The sequence below is a fragment of the Campylobacter sp. BCW_6463 genome (assembly GCF_001762785.1).
Lineage (GTDB): Bacteria > Campylobacterota > Campylobacteria > Campylobacterales > Campylobacteraceae > Campylobacter_D > Campylobacter_D jejuni.
In genome coordinates this window covers 93,751-112,701 of record NZ_MJXL01000077.1, presented here as the reverse complement: position 1 = coordinate 112,701, position 18,951 = coordinate 93,751, and the positions used below count along the sequence as shown (strand labels likewise).

The window sequence follows — 18,951 nt, the reverse complement described above, 5'->3', positions numbered from 1 at the left end:
AGGCTTTCATGCAAAACAAAGAAGAAAAATTGCAAAGAAAAGCTGAATATGAATTTAGCATAGGTTTGCGTTTAACGCACTGGGTAAGAGCTATTGCTATAGTGATTCTTATTGGCACAGGGTATTATCTTTCTTATGTGTTTCAAAGTCCTATTAGCAACGGCGAACCCGTAAATTTTATGCAAGCAAAATACCGTTTAGTACATCAAGCGGTGGGTTTTGTTTTAATCGCTTGTATTATTTTTAAAGTATATTTGTTTTTCTGCGATAAGGTAAGTGCAAAAGAACGCAGAAGTGTATGGGATATTTTTAATATCAAATTATGGATAGAACAAGTAAAATTTTACATTTTCTTAGGAAAACATCCGCATTTAAAAGGGGTTTATAATCCTTTGCAATTTGTAACTTATTTTTTCTTTTATCTTGTGATGTTAGGTATCATTCTTACAGGGCTTATTCTTTATACTCATACTTACCATGAGGGCTTAGGTGGGCTTTTATATCATATTTTAAGACCACTTGAAGCTGCAATGGGCGGTTTGGCTGATGTAAGAACTTATCATAGAATTTTGATGTGGGTGATTATGATTTTTGTACCAGTACATATTTACATGGCGATTTTTAACGCAGTAAAAGGTAAAGATGGTGCTATGGATGCTATTATTAGCGGATATAAATTTGTAAAAGAAGAAAAGCATTGAAATTCTTAGTCCTTGGAATAGGCAATATCATGTTTGCAGATGAAGGCTTAGGCGTTCATCTTTGCAAACAACTTGAAAAAAACTACAAATTCACTCATCCTGAATTTACTTTAGATTTTATTGATGGTGGAACTTTGGCTTTGCAACTTAGCTATATCATCGCTAGGTACGATAGACTTATCGTTTTAGACTGCATAGAAGCGCAAGATGCGAGTATAGGAGATGTATTTTTCTTTCCTTATGATGCTATGCCTAATAAAATTAGCTGGAGTGGAAGTGCTCATGAAATAGAAATGCTTCAAACCTTGCAATACATGGAGCTTGCAGGAGATTTGCCTAAAACACACATCTTAGCTTGTGTGCCAAAGCGTATTGAAGCGATGAGTTTTAAGCTTTCAGATGAGCTTATACAAGGGGCTAAAATCATGGAAAAAACTTTACTTGATTTTTTAAGCAAGGAAGGTTTTGTTTATGAAAAGATTGCAGATTTTTCCTTGCAAGAATTAGCCGATATTTCTTATAAAAATTTCTAAATTTTTGTTCTAAAATTCATAGCTTTATTTAAAGAGATTAAATCCACATTTTCTAAATTTACACCACTTGGAATTCCTTGAGCGATTTTACTAAAAGTTAGGTTTAAATCTTTAAATTTATCTTCTATAAAAAAGATAGTTGCATCAGAATTAATGCTATGTGTCAATGCAAAAATGAGCTCAGAGATATTTAGCTTAAGTATGATTTGCTTTAGTTTTTCAAGTTTTTCTTCATTTAACTCATCTAAAACAAAATATAGCCCATTGTAACTTTGACTCTCTTCGAGCGTTAGTATATCTTTTGGACTTTCAACTATACATAAAATGTTTTTATTTCTTTCTTCATCACTGCAAATTTCGCAAAGCTCATTTTCGCTTAAAGCACCGCATTGCTCACAAGGTTTTATAAAGCGGATAGCATTTTCTATATTGTGTGCGAGTTTCATACCATCGATTTGATTATTTATGCAAAGGTGATAAGCAAGCCTTATGGCAGTTTTTTTCCCTATGGTAGGTAAATTTGCAAAACTTTCAACAAGTTCGTTGAATTTTTCTAGGCCTTTTGCCATTATTTTTCTTTATCTCCAAAGAAAATTTTAAAACAATGCTTTCCATCATCATAAAAATAAATCAAATCAAAATTATGCAGTTTACATACCTCTGAAACTATATAAAGTCCTAGCCCCATACCTTTGACCTGATTGTGTTTTTCTCTTGCGAAAGCTTCAAGATAATGTTCTATAGGCTCTGCTAAAGGCTTGCCTGGATTTTTAATGGTAAAACATTCTTTACAACAAAAAAGCTCACAAGTGCCATTGTTTGAGTATTTTAAGGCATTATCGATAAGATTTTTTAAAATTACAGAGAAAATTTCCATATCAACATTGATTAAAGCATCATCTCTGATATCGACTTTTACAACTTTATTAAAATCATCTCTCATAAGGTGTTCTTTAGCTTCCTCAAGTATAGTGCTAAAACGACTAGGTTTAAAGTGTAAGTTGTAGTTTTTTGAAAATAAATTTTCGATTTTGGCAAATTCATTGATCAAAGAATCCATACGTAAAAATATAGCGATAAGTCTTTCTTTTTGTCTGTCTTCTTTGATCATTTCAGAAATAATTCTCCCTTTTCCTATAGGGGTTTTTAACTCATGCATAATTGTTCTTAGGAAAAGTTGTCTTGATTGGATTAATTCTTGATTTTTTTTAAAAGCTTTTTGAAATTCAAAGGCGATTTTTCCTACTTCATCTTCTTGATAATCTAAAAAATCAGGTTGCTCCCCATTTGCAACTTTAGCAACTTGCCTTCTTAATTTTTTTAAAGGTTCTAAAGATTTTAATACCGAAAAATACATAAAAACAACCAACAAAGAAAAAGAAAAAAATCCTATTAATAAAAGATTATAAACTCTATCGCTAGTATTTTCTTCATATAAGCCATCAAAATCTTTACATTGAACATCAAAATAAAGATTGCTATGATATTTTAAAGAAGAAAGGGTGCAAAATTCTCCATTTGCTTTAAAAAGTGATTGTCCATTATTTCTTATGCTTTTTACAAGATAGGGATTTTGTATAGTATTAAAACCGCTATTTTCAAGATAGGATCCTATTTTAGCACCTGAAGTGTTTTCATAGGAGATGAGTAAATTTTTTATAAGATTTTCTTGTTTTAAACTTTCTTCTTCGTTGTAAGCACTTCCTTCTATTTTCAAAAGAACGATAAAAAGCACACAAACTAAGAAAAAAGTAACAACAAATAAAATAATTAGCTTGGTATAAATAGAATAATTTTTTGTCATCCTATTAGTTTATATCCTATACCTCTAACAGAAAAAATATGTTTTGGAGATTTTGAACTATCTCCTATTTTTACTCTTAATCGACCAATGATAACATCAAGACTTTTAGAATCTTTATCTTTTAGATTTTTACAGCGACTTACAAGCTGTTCTCTTGAAACGCTATATCCGTGCTGCTGGATAAGGTATTCTAAAATTTCAAACTCAGCAGGAGTAAGTGTTAAAACCTTATCTTCATAGGTGATCTCATGCCTTCTCTCATCGATTTTGAAAGCAGAATTAATATTTTCATTATTTGCGTGTTCAACTCTTTTTGTGCGACGAATAAGACTCATAATCCTTGCATACATTTCTTTTGGATCGTAAGGCTTTGGTAGGTAATCATCAGCACCAATTTGAAGCCCTACAACCTTATCGCTTAAGTCGCCTCTAGCTGATGAGATAATAATGGGAATATTGCTTTTTTGTCTGATTTCTCTACAAACTTCAAGACCATCAATTCCTGGTAAAGTTAAATCCAAGATTAGACAATCATAGCCTTGGATGCCTACATTTAAAGCACTTTTAGGATTTTCAAAATTTGTGATTTTAATATTAAATTGCGCTAAATATTCAGATAATAATTGCGCAAAATCAGGATCATCTTCTATCATCAACACGTTAATCATTTTGGCATCCTTTAAATTTTTATCTAAGATTTATAATATTTGCATAATTTTATTTAAAATTTGATAAATTATTGATTTTATTTTTGCTAAAATTAGATTTTTGAATTTTTAAGATTAAAATTCTAGCAAAATTTTAAATTTTTTAAAGGAATAATGTGGAAATAAGTTATTATGAAATTCTTGAAATCACGCAAAGTGCTGATAAAGAAACCATAAAAAAAGCCTATAGAAAAATGGCTTTAAAATACCATCCCGATAGAAATCAAGGCGATAAAGAAGCAGAAGATAAATTCAAGCTTGTTAATGAAGCCTATGAAGTTTTAAGTAATGATGAAAAGCGAGCTATTTATGATAGATATGGAAAAGATGCTTTAAAAGGCGGTGGATTTGGTTCTAGTAGCTCAGGTTTTGGTGGTTTTGAAGATTTAGGAGATATATTTTCTAGTTTTTTTGGAGAAGGCTTTGGCTCATCATCGCGTCGTAGAAAAAGTTCAAATGATGAGAAAATCCCTTCAGATTTTATCGTTAATTTAAAATTAAGTTTTAAAGAAGCGGTTTTTGGTTGTAAGAAAAATATAGACTTTACTTATAAATGCTCTTGTAAAACTTGTAATGGAACAGGGGCTAAAGATGGAAAACTTCAAACTTGTCCAAAGTGTCAAGGTAGGGGACAGGTTGGAATTTCTCAAGGTTTTATTACTTTTGCACAAACTTGTCCTGATTGTCAAGGAAGTGGAGAAAAAGCTAGTGAAAAATGTAGCGATTGTAAAGGTTTAGGTTATAATGAAAGCAAAGATAGTGTCGAGCTTAATATCCCAGAAGGTGTAGATACAGGTATGAAACTTCGTGTCAATGCTAAAGGCAATATCTTAAAAAATGGCACTAGAGGGGATATGTATGTTAAGATCATCGCTGCTGAAGATGATACTTTTATAAGAGATGATGATGATATATATATAGAATTTCCAGTGTTTTTTACTCAAGCTATCTTAGGAGAGAGTATAAAAGTACCTACCATACGCGGTGAAGCAAGTTTAAATTTACCAAAGGGTGCTAAAGATGGGCAAAGATTTGTTCTTGAAAAAGAAGGAGTAAAAGATGTTCATAGTTCTCGCATAGGAAATCAAATCGTTCAAATTTCTATCAAATTCCCAACTTCTTTAAACGATGAACAAAAAGAACTTTTAGAAAAACTAAGTGAAAGTTTTGGTATCAAAGATGGTATGCATCAAGAGCAAAAAGGGCTTTTTGAAAAAATCGCTAATTGGTTTAAGTCCTAATTTTCCTAAAGCTTTTTAGCTTGGGAAAATCTTTTTTTTATATAAATTTAAGTTTTAAAAATCAGGCATAAAAAAAGGCGGGGTAAAATCCCGCCTTAAAGTTAAACTTGAAAACCCCTTAGAATTTGTAAAGAGCTTGAAGTCTTACAGCATCGTGATGAGTGCTTTCAGGATCTGTATTAACATTTACATAAGAGTAGAATGCTGAGAAGTTAAGTTTTGGAGAGTATTTGTAATCTACTCTTGCAACAGCTTCAAGTTTCTTACCACCATTGCCAATTTCCCCTGTTTTTGTTCCACCGTATACAAAGTCAGCACCAACGCGAACTGTTTCATTAAAAGTATATCCAGCAGTTACATAACCAAAGATATTTCTACCAATATCGCCATTTAAATTAGAACCATTAGTATAGAAAATTTCTTCACCTGCAAGCAAAGAGCCAAGATTACCTTGATCTTCAATTGTGGTTAAAGTAACTTTATCTTTTTTACCATAGTATAAACCACCAAGGCTAGCATCCCAACCATTTAATTCAACACTACCTCTTAAAGCGAAGAAATTACCGTTAGCTGCATGATTTGAAAGTGCATTTTTAAGTTTGCTATCCAAGGAATTTCCTAGGTAAGCTCCTTCAAGAGTCCAGTTGATTCCATCAAAGATAGTTGTGCTATAAGCTGCATCTACAGCATATAAGAATGCATTATCACTCATATAAGCTAACCATAATTGAGGATTAAATTGTCCACCTAAGAATTCATAAGAACCTATGGCAGCAGCACCATAAAGATTTTTATCCCAGTTTAAAGCACCGCTTGTATCGCTATCACCTTGAGGATTTCCACGATTAAATTGAACTCCTGTAATTTTATTACTAGGATTTTGAGTGATTATTACAGTAGAGTCTGAAGCTTCGTTGAAACTATCTACTGCAAAAGCAGCTAGAGTTAAACCATCGATGCTGTTGTTTACTACTTTAATACCTGTTCCAACTAAACCATCAACTCCATTATCAGTCCAGATAGTGTTTAGTTGTTGTTTACCAGCGATTACGCTTGTTGCAACATCTTCATTTGTATAAGTTAAATATAATTGGCGAACACTTAAGGTATCACTTGTGTTGCTGATGCTATTTTCACCATAACCACCATCTTTCGAATTATAGTCAAATTGAACAAAAGCTTTGAAGTTATCAGCTATAGCGGCATTAAAGTTAACTTGTGCTCTGTATTTATGATCTTGTTTACCAGAAATACCAGAACCAAAATTATCATTGCTCCATGGATTGCTACTTTCATATCTGTATCTTAATACTCCAGATACATCGATATCTTTGATCGCTTCTTCAAGTGGAGTAGCGTTAGCTGCTGAAAAAGCACCTGCAGCAAGAGCTGCAACTAAACTAAGTTTAACTAGTTTCATGAGAATTCTCCTTGTCAAAAATTAATAAAACATCGTAATTGTAGCACATAAATTTGGAGTTTTTTCTTAAGAAGCACTTAAAATAGTAAAAATTTTAAATCTGAAGGATAAAAACATCTAAAGAAAAGCCTAGCTAAAGGGATTTAAGCTAGGCGTGTAATTTTAAGGAGTTTTTCTTATGAATGTTTTTCGGTTCGTTTAGAAGTATAAGTCTAAAAAGTAAACGAGAAGTAATATATAGTTGTTTTAAATTATTTTGATAAAAAAACAAGTAAATTTTTACAAGCTAGGGATAAAATTTTATAAGTTTCATCAAAATTCCCACTATACCAAGGATCAGGGACTTCATCATAGTTTAGACTAGGACTAAAATCAGTGATTTTTAAAACTTTGTTTTGGGTGTTGGTGAAGTTTTTTAAAACATTTTTGAAGTTAGAATTGTCCATGGTGATTAAAAAATCGCTTTCATCGCAAAGCTTTTGAGTGAGTTTTTTGCTTATGAAATTTTTGTGTTCTATGTTAAGTTGGGCAAGTTTGTTTTTGGTACCATAGTGCATACCTTCTCCATCGTGTTCTCCTGAAGTTCCAGCACTGCTTATAAAAAATTCTTTTTCTAAATTTGCTTTTTTGACAAGATCTTTCATGATAAATTCTGCCATAGGCGAACGGCATATATTGCCTAAGCATATAAAGAGTATTTTTTTCATTTTTATCCTTGAGTTTTAATTAAAAATTATAAAAAATATCATACAATAAATCCATGGAAAATTTCAATAGAACTTTGCTTGTGTGTTGGTTTGGTGTTTTTACCACAAGCATGGGGCTTAGTCAAATCGCTCCGATTTTGCCTTTTTATATCAAAGAACTAGGACATGTTGATACGAGTGAAATAGCGTTTTACTCAGGACTTGCTTTTGGGATCACTCCGCTTTTTATGGCTGTTTTTTCACCTTTATGGGCTTTTTTGGGTGCAAAGTATGGTTATAAAAATATGCTTCTTCGTGCAAGTTTTGGAATGTCGGTTTTAACCTTATGGCTTAGCTTTGCTCATAGTGCTTTAGAAGTGGTTTTTGTGCGGGGTTTAACAGGGATAATTTCAGGTTTTACTTCTGCTGCTGTTGTGTTTATCGCTGTGATAGCGCCTAAAGAAAAAGTGGCTTATGCTTTAGGAACTCTTTCTACGGCTTCTATAAGTGGAAGTTTGCTTGGGCCTTTGTTTGGTGGCTTTGTGGCTGAATTTTTTAGCATTAGTGCGGTTTTTGATGTGGTGGCTTTTTTGATCGCTTGTTCTTTTGTGACGATTTATTTTTTTATCCATGAGAGAAAAATTCAAAAAGAGGCGAAGAAAAATACTCAAAAAGTAAAAGAAAACAAAACCCTTATCATCGTTCTTTTTATCACTACTTTTGTGATACAATTTGGCACTTTTGGAGTGATGCCAATTTTAAGTATCTATGTTGAGCAAATTCATCAAGGTGGAAATTTGGCTCTTTGGGCAGGTATAGTAGTGGCTGCAAGTGGGATTAGTAATCTTTTTTTTGCACCAAAACTTGGAAAAATCGCTGATAAGATAGGGCCTAGTAAGATTATTTTGATAGCTTTGATATTTTGTGGAATTTGCTTTTACTTGCAGGCTGTAGCAAGTAATGTTTATATGCTTATTTTCGTGCGTTTACTTATAGGTGTAGGACTTGGAGGGCTTTTGCCTTGTGTGAATGCCTTGCTTAAAAAAAGCGTGAGTGCTAAAAATTTAAGTGTGATTTTTGGTTTTAATCAAACTTGTCAATTTTTGGGAAATTTTTGCGGTGCTTTTGGTGGAGGGCTTATGGCTTCTCATTTTAGCGTGGAATTTGTTTTTACTTTTGTGTGTTTGATTTTTATCATTAATGCTTTTATTTTCTTAGCGTTTGAGAAAAAATATATCTTTTCAAATCAAGGTTTATAAATTTAGAAAGGTTTAAAATGGAAATGATTTTATTTGTTTTAGTGATGATTTTACTTGTACTTTTGTTTGTAGTGCTTTTTAGGCAGTATAAAAGCCCTAAAATAGAAGAAAAAAGCACGCAAAGTTTTAGCGATATCATGCAGCTTAAATCCATAGGAGAATTAAGTGTTTTTCAAGTTTTTAGTAAAGAGATTGTCACTAAAAAAGATAGCGCTTTTAATGGAATTTGGAAAAATCTTTTAGGATGGTCTTTGAGTGAAAGACAGATTGCTTTGATTTTTGAATTTGAGATCACTTTCTTGTATGATTTAAGGGATAAAAACTTTGATATTTTGCCTTTAGGGGACGATGCTTATAAGATCATCATGCCAGAGTGTAGATATAAACACAGCATCATAGATATGAAATTTTATGATGAAAAAAATGCTAAATTTTTACCTTTTTTACTACCTGATTCTATCAATAGTACGGGGATTAGTTTTAGCGAAAGTGATAAAAACAAACTCATAAAAGAAGCCAAAGATGAGGTTAAAGACTTGTCTTTAAATCTTATCCAAAATTTAGAAAGCAAAATTCATAAAAGCGCTAAGGATACTTTAGAAGCTATTGCTAAAGGTTTTGGGGCTAAGAGAGTGGAATTTGAATTTAAAGATAACACACAAAAGTTAGATGTAAACTAGCTTTTTTTCTTTTCTTGCTTGGGTAATGCTTAGTTTGCTATTTTGTAAATTTTTTGATTATTTCATAGTTTTGTAAAAGCTGTTCAAAAGAAAAATTTAAATTTGCAGGAGAAGTTGAGGGTAGGGCTACGGCTTTTAAATGAGAGTGAAATTTAGTAAAAAATTTATAAGCACTTTGTCCGGTGGTAAAAATGGCTTGGATTTTAGCTTGAGAAAGGATTAGGTTTAAATCATTGGCTTTTGCATAGCTTATGGTTTTATCATCTGAATTTTTTATCTTGCAACTTTGAAGTACATCCCAAAGAGCGATATGTTTTTTTCTTAAAAAGGCTTGTTGTTCTGTGATATTTTCTAATTTTACATCAAAAAGTGTTTCTAGTATAGGCCAAAAACGATTTCTTGGGTGTTGATAATAAAAGCCGTCTTGTCTTGATTTGATAGAAGGAAAAGAGCCCAAAATTAAGATTCTAGAATCCTTGTCAAAAAAAGGCTCAAAAGGGTGAGTTAGAAATTCACTCACTCGCACAAATCCACAGAAATTTTTCCATTTTTAATTTCGCTGATTTTAACTTTTAAGCTTTGGTTTTCGCTTAAATTAAGATGCTTGCTTTTTGAACTATGCAATAAACCATCAACACCATTTTTAAGTTCCACAAAGGCTCCAAAAGGAGCGATTTTTTTAATAATACCTTGAAATTCTTGCCCAAGTTCAAAGTCTGATATATCTTTGTCTTTAGAGCCTTTTTTAGTTCCTTTTTGAGAGCTTGTGATATTTATGATGTAGTCTTTTGCGGCTTTGATTTGCTCGTTTTGATTACCTGCTATTTTTACTTCACCTTTTTCGCGATCTAAGTCTATAGAAACGCCAAATTTTTCTATGATTTCTTTGATGGTTTTTCCAGCTTGCCCTATGATATCAACGATTTTTGAAGGATCAACGCTAAAAAGCTCAAGTTTAGGTAAAACTTCTTCATTGACTACGATTTCTTTGGCAGCTTCTTCCATGATATTTAGGATGTGAATTCTTCCTTCTTTGGCTTGGTATAAAGCTTGTTTTAGTGTTTCTTGATCGATTCCGCCTAGTTTTATATCCATTTGAAGAGCAGTAACGCCGTCTTTGCTTCCTGCTACTTTAAAGTCCATATCCCCATCATGATCTTCAAGCCCCATGATATCTGTTAAAACAGCAAATTTGCTATCTTCAAAGATAAGCCCCATGGCTACTCCTGCAACAAGTTTTAAGCTTGGCACTCCTGCTGCTTTTAGGGCTAAAGATCCGCCACAAACCGTTGCCATAGAACTTGAGCCATTGCTTTCTAAAATTTCACTGACTAAGCGGATTACATAAGGATAGTTTTCATCTATGCTTGGATAAAGTGCTCTTTTGGCTAAATTTCCATGTCCTAGCTCTCTTCTTCCTGGAGCTTTGATAGGACTTGCTTCGCCTACTGAAAAACCTGGAAAATTATAATTTACCATAAAGCGTTCGCTTATAGGATTTTTTTCTGTAAGCAAGTCTATCATTTGAGCATCGTTTTCTCCGCCTAAGGTTGCAACCACTAGAGCTTGAGTTTGTCCACGAGTGAAAAGACAAGAGCCATGAGCGTTTGGCAAGAGATTGGTTTCTATACTGATAGGACGCACCTCGTTTAAACTTCTACCATCAGCTCTTTTGCCTTCATTTAAAATTTGCTCACGAATAAGTTTGCGTTTGACTTTAGCTAAGGTATTTAAGATACTTTCTTCGCTCCAGTCTTTAGCGATTTCAAGATTTAAAATTTCTTTAGCAATTTTATTTAGTTCGCTTGCTCTTTCGCTTTTTGCCATTTGGTTGATGGCTTCTTTGATTTGTTTTTGGAAATTATTTTCTATAAAAGCTAAAATTTCAGGATGTTCAATCTCATTTTTTAGTTCGATTTGAGAATTTTTTTTGTGTTTGCTAAAGGCTTCTTCATAAGCATTTGAGCCATTTAATATAGCTTTTTGAGCTAAATTTAGAGCTTCTAAAATTTCATCTTCGCTAAGTTCATTCATATTTTGTGAAGTGGTTTGAGTTAAAACATCAGCATAAGGAGCTTCGATAAAAATTTCATTTTCTTTTTGATCAGGTAAGGCTCTCATTTCTATCATCAAAAGCTCATCTTTTACACCTGCTACATAGAGATCTAGAGTGCTATTTTGAAGCTCTTCATTGTTTGGATTGAGTATGAAATTTCCATCTATCTTTCCTATGCGAACACCACATACTGGAGCTTTCATAGGTATATCACTAAGATAAAGTGCCACGCTTGCGGCATTTAAACTCATTACTTGCAAATCTACTTTAGGATCGGCTGAGAGAACCATCACAACGATTTGAGTTGGATAAGCATAGCCTTTTGGAAAAAGAGGGCGTAAGCTTCTATCAATGATGCGTGCTGTTAAGGTTTCTGCATCACTTGGCTTGGTTTCTCTTTTGACATAACCACCAGGGATTTTGCCCGAGGCATAAGCTTTTTCGATGTATTGGACGGTTAGAGGTAAAAAATCTTCTTCAACTTGTTTTTCTTCTCTTGCAACTGTAGCTAGAACAACGCTTTTGCCTTGTCTCATTAAAACAGCACCAGCAGCTTGTTTGGCGACTTTATCTATATCAAATATTTCTGTATTTTTGTTAATTTCTATGCTGTATTGCATTATTTTTCCTTTTTTACCAGATAATAAATTCGTAAAATTTTTTAAAATATTTAGCAAATTTCATCCTTTTTAAATTTTGTTTTCACTTTCTGCTAAAGAGAAATCGTATTTTACTCCTCCTAAAGGATAGAAGTTGAAAATAAAATAAACTCCGCTTTGATTTTTAGCTGTGATACCACCACTTGTGAGTTGTGGATCGATTCTTTCTCTATACATTAAAGAATAGTTCCAACATTTTCTTTGATAGGTATAGCCAAGTTCCCACATGTTTGCATGAGCTCTTTGAGTATCAAACCAAATTCCACCAAATAAATTGTAATTAGGTGTGGCAATATAATTTGCTCTTGTGCCAATAAAGCTATATTTTCCATACTCATCGTTTTGATAAGCATGAGAAAACATCCAATTAAATTTTGAATTTGTATTGACTTCTATTTGGCTGATGACATTGGTAAAGCGACTTTGCTCATAAGAGTAAAGCACTTCGCTGTTGAGATTGATGTTTTCATTAAAATAATAAGTTAAAAGATTTTCAAGTTCATAGAATTTATTTTGTTTATTGAGATAGTCAAGTGAAAATCTGTGTTTGAGTTTTTTTTGTCCTTCGTTGTTATAGAAATATTGTACAGCATAAAGACTTGTATGTTCGTTTTCTTTGTCGTATTCTTCAAGATAATCTTGCGTGATTTTACCTGATTTTGCTCCTGGTAAAATGTAATTCACTCCTAAATTTAAAGTATGAAAGAAATTTTCATAAGCTTTTGAAAGATCGGTGTAGAGATTAAAATCATGAGTGTTTCTAAAATAATGCTCATGGTTTCTTTCGGGATCGTTGCTATAATTTACAAAAGAAGCATAAAATCTTTCTGTAAAAGTAAAGTGTAAAAAGTTTCCAAAAAAAGCATTGTGATACGAGATAGGCAAGTCTAAATTTAACTCATTTGCATAAGAACCAGCAGGTCGGTAAAAATTATGAAATGAAGCATCAAATGAATAACGTAAGCGTTCATCAAAAAGGTTATTTAAAAATCTATGATATTGAAAGCTTGGATATTCTTGCAAGGTTGTATTGTTGCTAAGTTTAGATGTGTCGATATAATATCTTGCATAAGCTCCATAAAAATTGTTTTCATCAGCTAAAAAATAATTGATTTTGGAGGTTACAAGCGAGTTAAGATCTCGATAATCTCTACTTCCTAAATTTAAATAATCCACATCGTTGAGATAGGTTGCATCTATCCATAGACCTTCTTGAAAATTATCACTGAGCAAAGATTTGATTAAATCATCTCTTGAGTATTTTAGTTCTATTCCATAGTGGGTTTGGTTTTTCAAATTTTCATCGTGAAAATAGGAGCTATTTTCTCTAAAAGCACCAAAATTTAATTCTCCTGTTGAATATGGAGAATCAAGAAATCTTAAAGTAGAATAAAGTCCAAAACCACGGTTTGTTCGAATTTGTGGATCAAGTTCTAAATCCCAATTTTCTTGAGTGGCAATATAAATAGGTTGTTCATAGTATAAGCCTTCGCTACTTTTTAAAACGATTTTTGGGATTAAAAGTCCGCTTTGTCTATGAGTATCAGCACTAAATCCAAAATAAGGTAGATAAAAAACCGGGGTATTTTTAACATATAATCTTGCATTGTAAAGATGAACAAAATTGGTTTCCCGGTTAAGCCAGCCTTTTGAAAAACGAATTTCCCAATCAGGATCTTCAACATTGCAGCTTGAAACTGCTGAAATTTTACTTTCAAAGACTTTATCATTTAGATGGCTTGTTTTGCTTTGAAACCATACTTCAAGATTGTTATTGGAAAAGAAAAAATTACTAAAATCGGCTTGATTGGAATTTAGGTTGATTTTAGCATAATCAGAATGTGATCTTTCGTTTTGTCCCCTTAGGATGTTAACATCGCCAAAAAGCTCAACATCTCCGGTTTTTTCATTGTAAATTGCTTTATTGGCAGTGATGAAATAAAAATCAGAAAAAATAATAACATCATTGTTTGCAGTAAGAATATCACCTTCTTTTTTTGCATCAAGAGCGTAAATATCAACTTGTGCTGCACTTAAAGCTATGCTAGTTCCTAGCAATAAGGAAAATTTACGCCACATCGACTACTATTGTCCTTGCTAGATAATCCTCCCAAGCTTTGCGTAAATCATTGCTTAAAGCCCAAGCAAATCCAAGCATAAATGCCATAGCACTAACCTGTCTTATGGCAGATCTGATGCAACTTTGGATGAGATTGGGTTTGTCAAGAAGATTTTCATCCAAGATGATAATTTTGCATAATATTTTTCCCAAACTTGCCCCATAAAGATAAGTAAAAATTGCTTGATAACTAAAATGAAGCAAGATGAAGCCAAGATAAAAATTTCCTATAATTTGAGTTGTTTCAAATAAATCTTTTGCTTGGATTAGACGATCATAAAAAATGATAAACACAATCAAAGAAATAATCATATCATCGATTAAAAAAGCTAGAACTCTTTTTCCAAAACTTGCTATTTTTAGATTTTCACGCTCTAAGCGGTCTTGTAAATTTTCTTTCATTTAAGAACCTGATGAGCGATGTCTTTTCTGTATTGCTTTCCTTTGAAATTTACATTATCACAAAGTTTATAAGCATTTTTTTGCGCTTCTTCTATACTTTTTCCTGTGCCAACGCAAACCAAAACTCTTCCACCATCAGCCATTAATTTGCCATCTTCTAGGCTTACTCCAGCATAAGAGATATGAGAGTTTTCAGGAATGTTATTTACAGTAATTTCACTTTTTGGTGAACTTTTGTAAGGATAGTTTTCACTCGCGCATACAACCCCTACTGCAAATTCTTTTTTGATTTTGATTTTTGTGTGTCTTAAGCGTCTTTGAGTAGCAGCTAAAATAAGCTCCAAAGGATTTTCGATTAAAGGCATTAAAACTTCACATTCAGGATCGCCAAAGCGAACATTAAATTCTAATACATAAGGTTTATTTCCAACGATCATAGCACCTATAAATAAAACACCACAAAATTCCGCTCCTTCTTTTTTCATGCCTGCTAAAGTCGGTAAAATAATATCTTTTTGAACTTTTCTAAGCAAGCTTTCATTCGCTAAAGAGCTAGGAGCGTAAGCACCCATTCCGCCAGTATTTGGCCCTTGATCATTATCGAGTAATTTTTTGTGATCTTGTGCTGCAGGAAGTAAAACAAAATCATTGCCATCACATACTGCAAAAATGCTTAATTCATAACCATCTAAAAATTCTTCAATTACAACGAGTTTTCCAGCATCTCCAAAGCTTTCTCCGCTCAGCATTTTAGCTGTTTCTTCTATAGCTTCTTCATGAGTCTTAGCTATGATAACACCTTTTCCTGCACAAAGTCCATCGGCTTTTACTACTATAGGAGGGGTTAAACTATGTATAAAATTTTTTGCTTTTTCAATATCATTTGTGTTTAAAAATTTGGCTGTTTTGATACGGTATTTTTTAAGAAAGCTTTTCATAAAAGATTTTGAGGTTTCAAGCATTGCAGCAGCTTTACTTGGCCCAAAAATAGCAAGTCCTTGTTGTTTAAAAATATCTACAACACCTTCAGCTAAAAAACTTTCACTTCCTACTATACAAAGATCAAAACCTTTTTCTTTCGCATAGGTTGCTAAAACTACTGGATCTTTTAGGTTTAAATTTGTTCCAAGACTTTCGGTAGCGCCATTTCCAGGAGCAAAATAAAACTCTAAATTTTTGTCTACTCTTCTTAAGGCTAAAGCAATAGAATATTCTCTTGCACCACTACCCAAAATCATTATTTTCATTTATATCTCCTTTTAAACCCAAACAGCCGTTTAACAAAGATTGACCCCAAAAAGTCAAAGAAAACCGCTAGGTAATTTTTAAAGGCTGCAACTTCTCGCTTTTTTCAAAGCTCAAACGATGCCACAGAACACGGTAAATCACACAATCGCAGTTAATAAAAATGTGTTGGATCACTTTAAATACCACAAACTGTTTAGGCAAGGAAATTATAACTTAATTTAGCTTAAATTTCTATGTCTTAAATCAGTTTAAATTTGGTTTTTCCTGATTTGTCAAAATGCTTTCCTTGTAAAATAATATCGGCAACATTTTCCCAAACATGTTTTTCATCAATATAGACTATATCAAAGGTGTTATCACGCATTAAAGACTGATAATTCACTTTTTTAGGTGCGTATTTTACTAAATAATACGGATTTTGTGAAAAGTTTTCAATTTTTAATTTGCATAATAAATCTAAATCCGATGTGACAACTAAAAATTTTTTTCTTTGTTCTTTTGTAATTTTTTGAATATACACTAAAAGTTTTTGATCAAAAGGATTTAGAGCGGATTTATTTAAGCGACTTAAGTAATGTTCTGCAAAAGAAAGAGAACAGAAAGAATTTTCTATATTGCTCATGGTAAAATAAGAATTTTTAACCCCTGATGATTTTAAAGATAAGTGCCAAATTTTAACATCCATTATGGTTGCACATAGATTTAAACCTGTGACAATTTTTTTAAAAAGCTTTTCTCGTGAAAGCTTAAAAGCATTTTCGAAAATATTGTAATTTTTCTTATAAAAATCTTCCCTTATAGCATCAAGTCTTTTTAGTGTTGTTCTGTAGTATTCTGCTTCTTTTTGTAGTTTAGCCAATCTTTCTTGTCGTGCTTTAAGTTTTTCAGGGTCTGTATTGGCCGCATTGCTTTTAAGATTTATTTCAGATTGCAAAGTTTTCATTTGTGCTTCAAGTGAGGCTAGACGATTTTTTCTTGTATCTATGGTGGCTACTAAAGCTTGGTAATGACACTGCAAAGATAAAAAAGTTTCGTTAAAAATTTTAGTGATATTTGGTTTTTGATCAGCTATCATTTGCTTATATGAATTCTCTAAATGCATCATGATACTTTTTAACGCGCTAAATTGGGTTTGGTCTATGCTATTATCCATAAAAACTAAAGTATCATAAGCTTTAAATAAAAATCTTTTAAGTATAAGATAATCAAGTATGCAAGGAATTTCCTTTTCATCTTGTAGATTGGCTTGAAGTGTTTCTACGGATAAAATTTCATGGGCAAAATATTTTTGTATAGCTTGAGGTATAGTAAAAGAAAGAGGAATTTTTTCTATACTGTCAAAGTCTGTTGTTCTATAGAGTTCTGTTATATAAGCACTTCTTCTTGAGTTTTGCAAGTCTTCTAATTCATCATCATTATCAGTTTTCCAAAAATCATGCTCAGTGATAAAATCCCCTTCTTTAAATTCTTGAAATTTTGAAGGTTTTATACCCGTTATGGTTTTGCTTGTTTGAACGGGCTTGCCGTCTTCTGCTTTTTTTTCGCTAGAAAGAGTTCTAAATTCCACAAGCATACCAACACTTGGCATACTTTTTTTATCATTCCAAATTTGGCGATTGAAGTCAAAAAAGGTATTTGCTGAGTTTGTAACGGTTCCACGTCCTGTAGAATCCATATAAATAGCTATTTTTCCATGCATATTTCTTCCTTGAAATTTCTTAAATAAATTCTAGCCTTATTTTTATAAAAATTTTATAATAAAAATAAGAGCTAGAAAAAATGAATCATTCCCATTCTATGGTTGCAGGTGGTTTGCTTGAGATATCATAAACAACGCGGTTTATACCTTCTACTTCATTGATGATACGGCGACTTATGTTTTCTAAAACTTCGTAAGGTAAATGCGAGAAAGTAGCTGTCATACCATCACTTGCATCTACAACGCGTATGCAAACTGCATTATCATAAGTGCGGTTATCCCCCATAACCCCAACACTTTTAACATTTAAAAGCACACAAAATGCTTGCCAAGTTTTATCATACCAACCTGTGCTTTTAAGTTCTTCAAGTAAAATTACATCAGCCTTACGCAATAGTTCTAAGCTAGGGCGATTTACTTCTCCCATAATGCGTATAGCAAGCCCTGGTCCAGGGAAAGGATGGCGATAAACCACTTCTTTGCTAAGTCCAAGCTCAAGTCCTAGGGCACGCACTTCATCTTTGAAAATTTCTTTTAAAGGCTCTATGAGTTTAAGATTCATTTTTTCAGGTAAGCCCCCTACATTATGATGGCTTTTAATGGTTTTGCTTGCACCTACAACAGAACTTTCTATGATATCAGTATAAAGTGTTCCTTGAGCGAGATATTTTACATCTTTATGTTTTTTTGCTTCTTCTTCAAAAACTTCTATAAAGGTATTTCCTATGATTTTTCTTTTTTGCTCAGGATCTCTAACATTAGCCAAGCGACTTAAGAAAATTTCACTTGCATCAATGCTGATAAGATCGATACCTAAGGTATTTTTAAACATAAATTCAACTTGTTCTTTTTCTCCGCTTCTTAAAAGTCCATTATCTACAAAAACTACTATAACTTGCTCTTTTATAGCACTGGCTAAAAGTGCAGCAACTACACTACTATCTACTCCGCCACTTACAGCACAAAGCACTTTATCACTGCCTACTTCTTCACGGATTTTTTCCGCTTGAGTTTTTGCAAAAGAACCCATATTCCAAACGCTTTCACAATTACAAGCGTATTTAGCAAAATTTTTTAAGATATTTTTGCCAAATTCACTGTGTTGTACTTCTGGGTGAAATTGCAGAGCAAAAAATTTCTTATCTTCGTTGCCAAAAACACAAAAAGGACTATTTTCACTTGTGGCTAAAACTTCAAAACCTTGAGGTAAATTTTCTACTTTATCAGAATGACTCATCCAAACGGTTTGTTTTTTTGGAAGATTTTTAAATAAAGCACTATCTTTTTTAACTTCTATGTTTGCTTTACCGTATTCTTTATGTCCTGCAGGTGCAACTGTAGCTTTGTAATGATGTGCCATAAGCTGCATACCATAACAAATTCCAAGAACAGGTAAACCTAAGTCAAATATGCCTTTATCGCAAAAATACGCATCAGTTGCATATACGCTTGCTGGACCTCCGCTTAAAATAATACCTTTTGGTTCTTTTGCCTTAATATCAGCTAAACTTACATTAAAAGGTAAAATTTCTGCATAAACTCCTTGTTCCCTTAGGCGTCTTGCTATAAGCTGAGTGTATTGAGAGCCAAAGTCTAAAACTAAAATATCTGCTTTTTTCATTATTTACCACCTATGTAATTGTTCGTATTTTTTAATGGTTTTTACCGAACCATTTTGTTCATAGCTTGTGTATTGAGGGTTGCCTTTATATCCGCAAGCACAGAAGAAAATTAAGA

The 18,951-nt window shown here is 32.6% G+C and carries 17 protein-coding genes; 5 read left to right on the top strand and 12 right to left on the bottom strand.

The window, feature by feature from the left end; genetic code table 11:
- The first annotated feature begins 8 nt into the window (after positions 1 to 8).
- Complete coding sequence (gene cybH, locus AJ884_RS08840; protein ID WP_002855770.1) at positions 9 to 701, top strand: Ni/Fe-hydrogenase, b-type cytochrome subunit; 693 nt, start codon at positions 9 to 11, stop codon at positions 699 to 701.
- Positions 698 to 1,234: a HyaD/HybD family hydrogenase maturation endopeptidase gene (locus AJ884_RS08835; protein WP_044780122.1), complete on the top strand. Its 537-nt coding sequence runs from the start codon at positions 698 to 700 to the stop codon at positions 1,232 to 1,234. The genes cybH and AJ884_RS08835 overlap by 4 nt, the downstream gene beginning before the upstream one ends.
- Here AJ884_RS08835 and recR read toward each other — a convergent pair.
- Genes recR through AJ884_RS08820 form a run of 3 tightly spaced genes read right to left on the bottom strand, consistent with a single transcriptional unit; the run spans position 1,231 to position 3,706 of the window.
- The gene (gene recR / locus AJ884_RS08830; protein ID WP_002861957.1) at positions 1,231 to 1,803 is read right to left on the bottom strand and encodes a recombination mediator RecR; all 573 of its coding nucleotides are present in this window, start codon (positions 1,801 to 1,803) and stop codon (positions 1,231 to 1,233) included. The two genes, AJ884_RS08835 and recR, sit on opposite strands and share 4 nt — an antisense overlap.
- Positions 1,803 to 3,038: an ArsS family sensor histidine kinase gene (locus AJ884_RS08825; protein WP_002861956.1), complete on the bottom strand. Its 1,236-nt coding sequence runs from the start codon at positions 3,036 to 3,038 to the stop codon at positions 1,803 to 1,805. The genes recR and AJ884_RS08825 overlap by 1 nt, the downstream gene beginning before the upstream one ends.
- A complete protein-coding gene (locus tag AJ884_RS08820; RefSeq protein WP_044779034.1) occupies positions 3,035 to 3,706 on the bottom strand; it encodes a response regulator transcription factor in 672 nt (223 codons plus the stop codon). Before AJ884_RS08820 ends, AJ884_RS08825 begins: the two co-directional genes overlap by 4 nt.
- A gap of 155 nt (positions 3,707 to 3,861) precedes the next feature.
- Between AJ884_RS08820 and dnaJ the strand changes: the two genes are divergently transcribed.
- Complete coding sequence (gene dnaJ, locus AJ884_RS08815) at positions 3,862 to 4,986, top strand: molecular chaperone DnaJ (protein WP_070233574.1); 1,125 nt, start codon at positions 3,862 to 3,864, stop codon at positions 4,984 to 4,986.
- A gap of 118 nt (positions 4,987 to 5,104) precedes the next feature.
- Here dnaJ and AJ884_RS08810 read toward each other — a convergent pair whose 3' ends face one another.
- On the bottom strand, positions 5,105 to 6,406 hold the full coding sequence (locus AJ884_RS08810; protein ID WP_070242769.1) for a major outer membrane protein: 1,302 nt from the start codon (positions 6,404 to 6,406) through the stop codon (positions 5,105 to 5,107).
- A gap of 251 nt (positions 6,407 to 6,657) precedes the next feature.
- Positions 6,658 to 7,113, bottom strand: coding sequence for a low molecular weight protein-tyrosine-phosphatase (locus AJ884_RS08805; RefSeq protein ID WP_070242770.1), 456 nt, complete (start codon positions 7,111 to 7,113; stop codon positions 6,658 to 6,660).
- A gap of 53 nt (positions 7,114 to 7,166) precedes the next feature.
- Here AJ884_RS08805 and AJ884_RS08800 point away from each other — a divergent pair, with 53 nt between their 5' ends.
- Both AJ884_RS08800 and AJ884_RS08795 read left to right on the top strand, forming a co-directional pair.
- Positions 7,167 to 8,351 carry an MFS transporter gene (locus AJ884_RS08800; protein ID WP_044779037.1) on the top strand — a complete coding sequence of 395 codons (1,185 nt, stop codon included), beginning with the start codon at positions 7,167 to 7,169 and terminating at the stop codon, positions 8,349 to 8,351.
- Between the two features lie 17 nt (positions 8,352 to 8,368).
- Complete coding sequence (locus tag AJ884_RS08795; RefSeq protein ID WP_002853958.1) at positions 8,369 to 9,031, top strand: DUF4230 domain-containing protein; 663 nt, start codon at positions 8,369 to 8,371, stop codon at positions 9,029 to 9,031.
- A gap of 37 nt (positions 9,032 to 9,068) precedes the next feature.
- Here the strand turns inward: AJ884_RS08795 and AJ884_RS08790 are convergent, their stop codons facing one another.
- The 7 genes from AJ884_RS08790 to guaA form a co-directional block, all read right to left on the bottom strand.
- A complete protein-coding gene (locus AJ884_RS08790; RefSeq protein WP_053872627.1) occupies positions 9,069 to 9,551 on the bottom strand; it encodes a DNA-deoxyinosine glycosylase in 483 nt (160 codons plus the stop codon).
- Complete coding sequence (locus tag AJ884_RS08785) at positions 9,548 to 11,707, bottom strand: polyribonucleotide nucleotidyltransferase (RefSeq protein ID WP_044780134.1); 2,160 nt, start codon at positions 11,705 to 11,707, stop codon at positions 9,548 to 9,550. Before AJ884_RS08785 ends, AJ884_RS08790 begins: the two co-directional genes overlap by 4 nt.
- Positions 11,708 to 11,776: 69 nt before the next feature.
- Positions 11,777 to 13,825 (bottom strand): LPS-assembly protein LptD, encoded by a 2,049-nt coding sequence (locus tag AJ884_RS08780; RefSeq protein WP_044780114.1) that lies wholly within the window; start codon positions 13,823 to 13,825, stop codon positions 11,777 to 11,779.
- Complete coding sequence (locus AJ884_RS08775) at positions 13,815 to 14,267, bottom strand: RDD family protein (protein ID WP_002871012.1); 453 nt, start codon at positions 14,265 to 14,267, stop codon at positions 13,815 to 13,817. Before AJ884_RS08775 ends, AJ884_RS08780 begins: the two co-directional genes overlap by 11 nt.
- The gene (gene purD, locus AJ884_RS08770) at positions 14,264 to 15,514 is read right to left on the bottom strand and encodes a phosphoribosylamine--glycine ligase (RefSeq protein WP_052857438.1); all 1,251 of its coding nucleotides are present in this window, start codon (positions 15,512 to 15,514) and stop codon (positions 14,264 to 14,266) included. Before purD ends, AJ884_RS08775 begins: the two co-directional genes overlap by 4 nt.
- 239 nt (positions 15,515 to 15,753) lie before the next feature.
- Positions 15,754 to 17,214, bottom strand: a complete 1,461-nt coding sequence (locus AJ884_RS08765) for a hypothetical protein (protein ID WP_070278229.1) — start codon at positions 17,212 to 17,214, stop codon at positions 15,754 to 15,756.
- 85 nt (positions 17,215 to 17,299) lie between these two features.
- Complete coding sequence (gene guaA / locus AJ884_RS08760; protein WP_070286643.1) at positions 17,300 to 18,835, bottom strand: glutamine-hydrolyzing GMP synthase; 1,536 nt, start codon at positions 18,833 to 18,835, stop codon at positions 17,300 to 17,302.
- Positions 18,836 to 18,951 lie beyond the last annotated feature (116 nt).

What these genes read in the sequence shown, in the direction of transcription:
- AJ884_RS08820 (WP_044779034.1), bottom strand. Translation starts at nt 3,706, where the DNA reads ATGATTAACGTGTTGATGATAGAAGATGATCCTGATTTTGCGCAATTA.
- guaA (WP_070286643.1), bottom strand. Translation starts at nt 18,835, where the DNA reads ATGAAAAAAGCAGATATTTTAGTTTTAGACTTTGGCTCTCAATACACT.
- AJ884_RS08795 (WP_002853958.1), top strand. Translation starts at nt 8,369, where the DNA reads ATGGAAATGATTTTATTTGTTTTAGTGATGATTTTACTTGTACTTTTG.
- AJ884_RS08825 (WP_002861956.1), bottom strand. Translation starts at nt 3,038, where the DNA reads ATGACAAAAAATTATTCTATTTATACCAAGCTAATTATTTTATTTGTT.
- AJ884_RS08810 (WP_070242769.1), bottom strand. Translation starts at nt 6,406, where the DNA reads ATGAAACTAGTTAAACTTAGTTTAGTTGCAGCTCTTGCTGCAGGTGCT.
- AJ884_RS08785 (WP_044780134.1), bottom strand. Translation starts at nt 11,707, where the DNA reads ATGCAATACAGCATAGAAATTAACAAAAATACAGAAATATTTGATATA.
- AJ884_RS08765 (WP_070278229.1), bottom strand. Translation starts at nt 17,214, where the DNA reads ATGCATGGAAAAATAGCTATTTATATGGATTCTACAGGACGTGGAACC.
- AJ884_RS08800 (WP_044779037.1), top strand. Translation starts at nt 7,167, where the DNA reads ATGGAAAATTTCAATAGAACTTTGCTTGTGTGTTGGTTTGGTGTTTTT.
- AJ884_RS08805 (WP_070242770.1), bottom strand. Translation starts at nt 7,113, where the DNA reads ATGAAAAAAATACTCTTTATATGCTTAGGCAATATATGCCGTTCGCCT.
- recR (WP_002861957.1), bottom strand. Translation starts at nt 1,803, where the DNA reads ATGGCAAAAGGCCTAGAAAAATTCAACGAACTTGTTGAAAGTTTTGCA.
- purD (WP_052857438.1), bottom strand. Translation starts at nt 15,514, where the DNA reads ATGAAAATAATGATTTTGGGTAGTGGTGCAAGAGAATATTCTATTGCT.
- AJ884_RS08780 (WP_044780114.1), bottom strand. Translation starts at nt 13,825, where the DNA reads ATGTGGCGTAAATTTTCCTTATTGCTAGGAACTAGCATAGCTTTAAGT.
- cybH (WP_002855770.1), top strand. Translation starts at nt 9, where the DNA reads ATGCAAAACAAAGAAGAAAAATTGCAAAGAAAAGCTGAATATGAATTT.
- AJ884_RS08775 (WP_002871012.1), bottom strand. Translation starts at nt 14,267, where the DNA reads ATGAAAGAAAATTTACAAGACCGCTTAGAGCGTGAAAATCTAAAAATA.